Genomic DNA, 7576 nt, shown 5'->3' with positions numbered 1-7576 from the left:
ATGAAGCCCCCCTCAAGATGAGATTTCCCATAGCGTAAGCTAGTAAGATCCCTGAAAGATGATCAGGTTGATAGGTTCGAGGTGGAAGCATGGTGACATGTGGAGCTGACGAATACTAATAGATCGAGGACTTAACCATATAATATGAATACAGATGTTATCTAGTTTTGAGAGAACATAAAAAACTTGTTGACATTTAAAATGAATCAAGTATAATAATGATTGTCTCAAATGAATAAAGTCTGGTAATGATGGCAGAGAGGTCACACCCGTTCCCATACCGAACACGGAAGTTAAGCTCTCTAGCGCCGATGGTAGTTGGGGCCTTGCCCCTGTGAGAGTAGGACGTTGCCAGGCAAATGGAGGATTAGCTCAGCTGGGAGAGCACCTGCCTTACAAGCAGGGGGTCGGCGGTTCGATCCCGTCATCCTCCACCATTTATGCCGGCTTAGCTCAATTGGTAGAGCAACTGACTTGTAATCAGTAGGTTGGGGGTTCAAGTCCTCTAGCCGGCACCAGTAACTATGGCGGTTGTGGCGAAGTGGTTAACGCACCGGATTGTGGCTCCGGCATTCGTGGGTTCGATTCCCATCAGTCGCCCCATTTCTTTTAAAACAAATATAACATGCGGGTGTGGCGGAATTGGCAGACGCACCAGACTTAGGATCTGGCGCCTTTGGCGTGGGGGTTCGACTCCCTTCACCCGCACTTTTAATAAAATATCTCATAACATGTCTTGCGGAAGTAGTTCAGTGGTAGAATACAACCTTGCCAAGGTTGGGGTCGCGGGTTCGAATCCCGTCTTCCGCTCCAATTTTCAATATGACATGCCGGGGTGGCGGAACAGGCAGACGCACAGGACTTAAAATCCTGCGGTGGGTGACCACCGTGCGGGTTCGACCCCCGCCCTCGGCACCATATGCGCCCGTAGCTCAATTGGATAGAGCGTTTGACTACGGATCAAAAGGTTAGGGGTTCGAGTCCTCTCGGGCGCGCTTTTATTAACGGGAAGTGGCTCAGCTTGGTAGAGCACCTGGTTTGGGACCAGGGGGTCGCAGGTTCAAATCCTGTCTTCCCGATAGTTTTAAACATTATGGGGCCTTAGCTCAGCTGGGAGAGCGCCTGCCTTGCACGCAGGAGGTCAGCGGTTCGATCCCGCTAGGCTCCACTTATAACTTTATTATGGCGGTGTAGCTCAGCTGGCTAGAGCGTACGGTTCATACCCGTGAGGTCGGGGGTTCGATCCCCTCCGCCGCTACCATAAAGGACCTTTAGCTCAGCTGGTTAGAGCAGACGGCTCATAACCGTCCGGTCGTAGGTTCGAGTCCTACAAGGTCCACCATTTAAAGTAAATACCTGGAGGTATACCCAAGTCTGGCTGAAGGGATCGGTCTTGAAAACCGACAGGCGGCGAGAGTCGCGCGGGGGTTCGAATCCCTCTACCTCCTCCATTTTTTAAAAAGAATATTATATCGTCGCGGGGTGGAGCAGTCTGGTAGCTCGTCGGGCTCATAACCCGAAGGTCGCAGGTTCAAATCCTGTCCCCGCAACCAAATGGTCCCGTGGTGTAGTGGTTAACATGCCTGCCTGTCACGCAGGAGATCGCCGGTTCGACCCCGGTCGGGACCGCCATTACATAAAGGCTCGGTAGCTCAGTCGGTAGAGCAGAGGACTGAAAATCCTCGTGTCGGCGGTTCGATTCCGTCCCGAGCCACCATTTTGAAATAGCAAGCCGGCTTAGCTCAATTGGTAGAGCAACTGACTTGTAATCAGTAGGTTGGGGGTTCAAGTCCTCTAGCCGGCACCACTTTCAAAATGAGCCATTAGCTCAGTTGGTAGAGCATCTGACTTTTAATCAGAGGGTCGAAGGTTCGAGTCCTTCATGGCTCACCATTTATTTTATAATTTCATGCGGGTGTAGTTTAGTGGTAAAACAAGAGCCTTCCAAGCTCTGGTCGAGAGTTCGATTCTCTTCACCCGCTTTTCCATTGGGGGCCTATAGCTCAGCTGGTTAGAGCGCACGCCTGATAAGCGTGAGGTCGATGGTTCGAGTCCATTTAGGCCCACCATTATTCCGCAGTAGCTCAGTGGTAGAGCTATCGGCTGTTAACCGATCGGTCGTAGGTTCGAGTCCTACCTGCGGAGCCATATTATATAGAGAAGTACCCAAGTGGCTCAAGGGGCTCCCCTGCTAAGGGAGTAGATCGCTAACGCGGTGCGAGGGTTCGAATCCCTTCTTCTCTGCCAGAAATTGGCCCGTTGGTCAAGTGGTTAAGACACCGCCCTTTCACGGCGGTAACACGGGTTCGAATCCCGTACGGGTCATACTTAAAGAGATAGCATAATCTGCTATCTCTTTTTTCATTTTTAACAGTAATCAGATAGAAATCTCCTTCCTCAAGTACGTGCAGAAAAGAGTCAAGGTGGTAAGGATGGGACGTTCACGTTTCTGAAATACCATTGGCAACTAATAGTAAAAAAATAAAAATGGATAACAGGATAAAAAATATGCCATTAGATATAACACTGAATAGCATTATACTAACATTTTTTGTCTTAACTCCAAAAATTAAGCGACTATAAATCCAATATCTATGATAGTTAATAAAACAATGCTAATTCGCAAATCAGTATTTGGATATAATCTTGAGGTTACAAAAACAAATAGTGTAGCGATAAGTAAAGAAATAGTCCAAAGAATGGGTTTAGCTATTGTTTTGCTTTCCCGCATGTTATTCTCCATAGTATCACCTCTTTCCACTTTCTTAAATTATACAAGCCTTTCGTAACAGAAAGATAATCTTTTAGTTATAACAAATCATATATTTTTGATATTGAAACACGCTATAGAATGGAGTGATGGTATGGATTTTGAAACCTTGTATCGAACCTATCGGCCTTTAGTTTACTCTGTAGCATATCGCTTGCTTGGCTCTGTTAGTGATGCGGAAGATGTTGCGCAGGATATACTTATTAAAAGTCAACATGTGAACCAGGAATCAATTAGAAATATAAAAGCTTATTTCATTAAGATGACGACAAATCATTGTTTAAATATACTGCAATCGGCTCAGAAAAAGAGAGAAGTATATACAGGAGAATGGCTTCCTGAGCCGGAAATAGATACGATGAAACTAAATCCTATGGACACTATAATTCAAAACGAAAGAGTATCCTATGCATTTCTTGTACTGTTAGAGAATTTAACGCCTATTGAAAGAGCTGTATTTGTCTTAAGGGAAGCCCTCAGGTACGATTATCGAGAAGTAGCGGAGATTTTAAACAAATCAGAGGCAAATTGCCGAAAGATTTACAGCCGTTGCAAAGAGAAGATACGACACGAAATACCAGTACATCCACAACAATCGGATCATACAGAAAAAATGATACATACCTTTATCAGAGGCGCAGAAACAGGGAATTTTGAGGAATTTATTAATTTGCTGACAACAGATGCAACCCTTGTCACTGATGGAGGCGGTAAAGTGCGTGCAGCTATATTTCCGATTCTGGGTAAACAGCGTATCCAGACGTTTTTGGAGGCTATTGTTTCACGAGGATTTTTCCAATTGGATCTTCTTCCAACTATAATAAATGGTCAATTTGGTATTTTAGCAAGGAATAAAGGCCGTGCAGAGAAAGCCATATGTTTTGAATGGAATGAAAGCGGAGAATCCATTAGAAGAATCTTCATTGTAGTCAATCCTGATAAGTTGAAGTATATTCCAGTTCTATAGCATTTATAAAAAAGAGATTTTTTTAAAATCTCTTTTTTATTTTGTCACAAAACAAAAAGCTAATTTGTCTTATAAGTGACGGGATATAAAAGGGATGCTATGTATGTTTTTTATTAGAGCTTCTGTCATGAATTAAGGTATGTTACGGCAGATAGTGATTGTAAATCATTCATAAAAGACCTTGTTAAATATCCTGGTATAAAAGTACAAACTCATTTTATTTTATGGAGGGAATATACGATGGAAACAAGGTTTTTAATGGGAAAGGTAAATCCAGAAGGTTATAAGGCAATGGCAGGATTAGAAAAATATTTGATGACTACAAGTATTGATGAGACATTGAAAGAGCTAATTAAAATTCGGGCCTCTCAAATCAACGGATGTGCGTATTGCATTGATCTCCATACGAAAGATGCGAGAAAATTAGGAGAAACAGAGCAGCGTATTTATGCTCTTAATGCTTGGCATGAGACACCATTTTTCACAGAGAAGGAGCGTGCTGTGCTTGCTTTGACAGAAGCAATTACACTAGTAGCGGAAACTCATGTTCCAGATGAGGTATATGAAGAAGTAAGAAAATACTTTGAAGAAAAGCAAGTTGCTGAAATTATTATGCAGATTGTTGCTATTAATGCATGGAATCGAATTGGAGTTTCTACTCGTTTAATGCCAGAATAAAGATAAAGTCTTGAAACAATAGAAAGCTATTCTTTCCAGAAAGGCTCTGGAAAGGATAGCTTTTTATGTATTACTACACATAATCTCTAATAAAACAAAGTTTTCACAATCTAAAGAAAAAGCTTACATTGAGATTGATTCCATACTCAATAAGATAACTTTCTCCTATCTGTGAAAAAGTTCACAAATAGGTCATAATTTGTGAATTAATTCACAATGATTCATGCTACAATATGAGTGTAAGGAAGTTAAACAACATTAAATTAGTACTTTAATTAATTACTTAAACAATCATAATAAATGTGAACAATAGAGAGGGGAAATTACCATGAAAAAAGGTATCAATCGCGTAGTATTAGTAGGAACAGGAGCTGTAGGTTGTAGTTATGCTTACTCAATGATCAACCAAGGTGTAGCTGAGGAATTCGTACTTGTTGATGTAAATGAAGCAAAAGCAGAAGGAGAAGCAATGGACTTAAGCCATGCGGTACCATTCTCTCCATCACCAACAAAAGTGTGGAGCGGTAGTTATGCAGATTGTAAAGATGCAGATTTAGTTGTTATCACTGCTGGATTACCACAAAAACCAGGTGAAACTCGTTTAGACTTAGTTGAGAAAAATACAAAAATCTTCAAGCAAATCGTTCGCGGTATTATGGATAGCGGATTTGATGGTATTTTCTTAATCGCAACTAACCCAGTTGACATCTTAACTTACGTAACTTGGAAAGAATCTGGATTACCAAAAGAACGTGTAATTGGTTCTGGTACAACTTTAGACTCTGCTCGTTTCCGCTATATGCTAGGTGACTACTTAAATGTAGATCCACGTAACGTTCACGCGTACATTATTGGTGAACATGGTGATACTGAACTTCCAGTATGGAGCCACACTACTGTAGGTGTACAAAAACTAGAAACAATTTTAGCGAACAACGAACAATACAACCAAGATGATTTAGATAAAATCTTTGTAAATGTACGCGATGCAGCTTACCACATTATTGAGCGTAAAGGTGCAACTTACTACGGAATCGGTATGTCACTACTTCGTGTAACGAAAGCAATCTTAAACAACGAAAATAGTGTGCTAACTGTATCTGCATACCTAGAAGGTCAATACGGTGAAAAAGACGCTTATGTAGGTGTTCCGGCTGTTATTAACCGCGAAGGTGTACGTGAAATCGTTGAGCTTGAGCTAAATGAAGAAGAAAAAGCGAAATTCGCTCACTCTGTAAAAGTATTAAAAGAAACAATGGCACCAGTACTTTAATATAATTGATAAATGATTCAGAGGCGGGAAACTGCTTCCGGCTTCTGAATTTTTATATAAAATAATATAAATTCCTTTTCCAGTTCCCTTGTATATCCCCAAAATATACCCCTTTTGTTGGAAAAGGGTCGTTTATAGAAAAAGCACTCTATATGAAAATAGAGTGCTTTTTTATTATATTATTACAAGTGAAATAATCATCTGAAATAAAACGCTTTCAATGAATATTCGTCAAAATTCGATATATTTTATCAAAAATTAAAATATTACCTTTAATTACCACGAAAAAACGTATATTTATTTAAAAATACACAAGGATATTTCAGTTTTTCAGCGAATGTTTACAAAGTAACAAAAATTCTGTCATCTTAGTGAGGTGAACATATTGAGTGTAACAAATTGTATAGAAGAGAGTTTGTATGAATTTCATACAAAAAAGTGTTATGAGAGCTATAACATATTTGGCGCGCATTTTGCAGTAGAGGATGAAATACAAGGCGTACGATTTACAGTATGGGCTCCTCATGCAAAAGCTTTGAGTGTAGTTGGAGATTTTAATGATTGGGATGTTGAAGGGCATCGAATGATACAAATGACAGAAAAGGGTATTTGGTCACTGTTTATACCACATTTGGGGGAAAACGAAATATATAAGTATGCGATTGAGACCAAAGGTGGAGAAACAATTTTAAAAGCAGATCCCTATGCAAATTATGCAGAAGTAAGACCAAATACGGCATCTGTTATTTTTGATATAAGGGGATACGAATGGAACGATAAAAATTGGTTCCGCAAGAAAAAACGAAAATCAATTTATAAGGAAGCAATGGCAGTTTATGAATTGCATTTTGGATCATGGAAAAAGAAAGAAGATGGCTCTTTGTACTCGTATCGAGAAATGGCAGAGGAGCTCATTCCTTATGTAGTAGAGCATCAGTTTACTCATATTGAAATTATGCCGCTCGTTGAACATCCATATGATCGATCTTGGGGATATCAGGGAACTGGATATTATGCGGTAACAAGTCGATTTGGTACACCGCATGATTTCATGTATTTTGTCGATGAATGTCATAAATATGGAATCGGTGTCATTTTAGATTGGGTACCAGGTCATTTTTGTAAGGATGCTCATGGTTTGTATTTGTTTGATGGGGCACCAACCTATGAATATAAAGATTTGGATGTGCAGGAGAATCGTGTTTGGGGAACAGTAAATTTTGATTTAGGGAAACAGGAAGTGCGAAATTTTTTAATTTCAAATGCATTGTTTTGGATGAAATATTACCATATCGACGGCTTTCGCGTTGATGCGGTTGCGAATATGCTGTACTGGGAAAAAGAAGGGCAGCAGCAAAGTAATGAATATGCGGTTTCCTTTTTACGTGAGTTAAATGAGGCCGTATTTGCAGAGAACGAAGAATTTTTGATGACGGCAGAAGATTCGACAGCTTGGCCGCTTGTGACTGCCCCAACGTATGAAGGCGGGCTTGGCTTTAATTATAAGTGGAATATGGGCTGGATGAATGATGTGTTGAAATATATGGAGTGTGCGCCAGAGTACCGGAAATATATTCATGAGAAAATGACGTTTTCTTTGCTATATGCTTACTCTGAAAACTTTATATTGCCGCTCTCTCACGATGAAGTCGTTCACGGGAAAAAATCATTGTTAAATAAAATGCCAGGAGACTACTGGGAAAAGTTTGCACAGCTTCGTTTATTATACGGGTATTTCTTTACGCACCCGGGTAAGAAATTGCTCTTTATGGGTGGGGAATTCGGTCAATTTGATGAGTGGAAAGATCTTGAGGATTTAGATTGGAATTTGCATGATTTTGAAATGCATCGTTCTATGCATGATTACTTTAAAGTGCTCATAGCATTG

General features: G+C 40.3%; 5 protein-coding genes, 22 tRNA genes and 2 rRNA genes. 28 read left to right on the top strand and 1 reads right to left on the bottom strand.

The features are described 5' to 3' along the window. The 24 genes from KFD70_RS28650 to KFD70_RS28535 all read left to right on the top strand — a co-directional run. Window positions 1–139: ribosomal RNA gene (locus KFD70_RS28650) — 23S ribosomal RNA — on the top strand; the annotation flags it as partial. Window positions 140–241: 102 nt separating this feature from the next. After that, window positions 242–357 (top strand): 5S ribosomal RNA (gene rrf / locus KFD70_RS28645). Between the two features lie 4 nt (window positions 358–361). Next, window positions 362–437 (top strand) — tRNA-Val (locus tag KFD70_RS28640). Window positions 438–442: 5 nt separating this feature from the next. Then, window positions 443–518, top strand: a tRNA-Thr gene (locus KFD70_RS28635). 9 nt (window positions 519–527) lie between these two features. Further along, window positions 528–603, top strand: a tRNA-His gene (locus tag KFD70_RS28630). 24 nt (window positions 604–627) lie between these two features. Continuing rightward, window positions 628–708, top strand: a tRNA-Leu gene (locus tag KFD70_RS28625). Between the two features lie 30 nt (window positions 709–738). After that, window positions 739–813 (top strand) — tRNA-Gly (locus KFD70_RS28620). A 16-nt stretch (window positions 814–829) separates the two neighbouring features. Next, window positions 830–918 (top strand) — tRNA-Leu (locus tag KFD70_RS28615). A gap of 3 nt (window positions 919–921) precedes the next feature. Next, window positions 922–995, top strand: a tRNA-Arg gene (locus KFD70_RS28610). Between the two features lie 10 nt (window positions 996–1005). Continuing rightward, window positions 1006–1079 (top strand) — tRNA-Pro (locus tag KFD70_RS28605). Window positions 1080–1095: 16 nt separating this feature from the next. Next, a tRNA-Ala gene (locus KFD70_RS28600) sits at window positions 1096–1168 on the top strand. A 16-nt stretch (window positions 1169–1184) separates the two neighbouring features. Further along, window positions 1185–1261: transfer RNA gene (locus tag KFD70_RS28595), tRNA-Met, on the top strand. 4 nt (window positions 1262–1265) lie between these two features. Continuing rightward, window positions 1266–1342: transfer RNA gene (locus KFD70_RS28590), tRNA-Ile, on the top strand. Window positions 1343–1358: 16 nt separating this feature from the next. Beyond that, window positions 1359–1451: transfer RNA gene (locus tag KFD70_RS28585), tRNA-Ser, on the top strand. Between the two features lie 25 nt (window positions 1452–1476). After that, a tRNA-Met gene (locus KFD70_RS28580) sits at window positions 1477–1553 on the top strand. Between the two features lie 3 nt (window positions 1554–1556). Further along, window positions 1557–1632: transfer RNA gene (locus KFD70_RS28575), tRNA-Asp, on the top strand. Between the two features lie 9 nt (window positions 1633–1641). Further along, window positions 1642–1717 (top strand) — tRNA-Phe (locus KFD70_RS28570). 14 nt (window positions 1718–1731) lie between these two features. Next, window positions 1732–1807: transfer RNA gene (locus KFD70_RS28565), tRNA-Thr, on the top strand. A 10-nt stretch (window positions 1808–1817) separates the two neighbouring features. Beyond that, window positions 1818–1893: transfer RNA gene (locus KFD70_RS28560), tRNA-Lys, on the top strand. A gap of 18 nt (window positions 1894–1911) precedes the next feature. Continuing rightward, window positions 1912–1982, top strand: a tRNA-Gly gene (locus KFD70_RS28555). Window positions 1983–1992: 10 nt separating this feature from the next. Further along, window positions 1993–2069 (top strand) — tRNA-Ile (locus KFD70_RS28550). 4 nt (window positions 2070–2073) lie between these two features. Next, window positions 2074–2148 (top strand) — tRNA-Asn (locus tag KFD70_RS28545). An 8-nt stretch (window positions 2149–2156) separates the two neighbouring features. Continuing rightward, window positions 2157–2247 (top strand) — tRNA-Ser (locus KFD70_RS28540). 6 nt (window positions 2248–2253) lie between these two features. After that, window positions 2254–2325: transfer RNA gene (locus KFD70_RS28535), tRNA-Glu, on the top strand. Between the two features lie 244 nt (window positions 2326–2569). Here KFD70_RS28535 and KFD70_RS28530 read toward each other — a convergent pair. Further along, window positions 2570–2743 (bottom strand): hypothetical protein, encoded by a 174-nt coding sequence (locus KFD70_RS28530; protein WP_336450615.1) that lies wholly within the window; start codon window positions 2741–2743, stop codon window positions 2570–2572. A gap of 121 nt (window positions 2744–2864) precedes the next feature. Here KFD70_RS28530 and KFD70_RS28525 point away from each other — a divergent pair, with 121 nt between their 5' ends. The 4 genes from KFD70_RS28525 to glgB all read left to right on the top strand — a co-directional run. Beyond that, entirely contained in the window at window positions 2865–3737 is an 873-nt protein-coding gene (locus KFD70_RS28525; RefSeq protein ID WP_336450614.1) for an RNA polymerase sigma-70 factor, read from the top strand. A gap of 240 nt (window positions 3738–3977) precedes the next feature. Continuing rightward, entirely contained in the window at window positions 3978–4415 is a 438-nt protein-coding gene (locus KFD70_RS28520; protein ID WP_336450613.1) for a carboxymuconolactone decarboxylase family protein, read from the top strand. 328 nt (window positions 4416–4743) lie between these two features. Continuing rightward, the gene (locus KFD70_RS28515) at window positions 4744–5688 is read left to right on the top strand and encodes an L-lactate dehydrogenase (RefSeq protein ID WP_336450612.1); all 945 of its coding nucleotides are present in this window, start codon (window positions 4744–4746) and stop codon (window positions 5686–5688) included. A gap of 385 nt (window positions 5689–6073) precedes the next feature. Beyond that, window positions 6074–7576: 1,4-alpha-glucan branching protein GlgB (gene glgB / locus KFD70_RS28510; RefSeq protein ID WP_431613542.1), on the top strand; the 1503-nt coding region annotated here is incomplete at its 3' end.

Source organism: Bacillus pfraonensis (assembly GCF_050768835.1).
Classification (GTDB): Bacteria; Bacillota; Bacilli; order Bacillales; family Bacillaceae_G; genus Bacillus_A; species Bacillus_A pfraonensis.
The sequence above is the reverse complement of the archived record's forward strand: the minus strand, read 5'-3'. Positions and strand labels throughout refer to the sequence as shown.

Excerpts from the sequence above, each read along its gene's own strand:
- KFD70_RS28530 (WP_336450615.1), bottom strand. The coding sequence starts at position 2,743 with ATGGAGAATAACATGCGGGAAAGCAAAACAATAGCTAAACCCATTCTT.
- KFD70_RS28525 (WP_336450614.1), top strand. The coding sequence starts at position 2,865 with ATGGATTTTGAAACCTTGTATCGAACCTATCGGCCTTTAGTTTACTCT.
- KFD70_RS28520 (WP_336450613.1), top strand. The coding sequence starts at position 3,978 with ATGGAAACAAGGTTTTTAATGGGAAAGGTAAATCCAGAAGGTTATAAG.
- KFD70_RS28515 (WP_336450612.1), top strand. The coding sequence starts at position 4,744 with ATGAAAAAAGGTATCAATCGCGTAGTATTAGTAGGAACAGGAGCTGTA.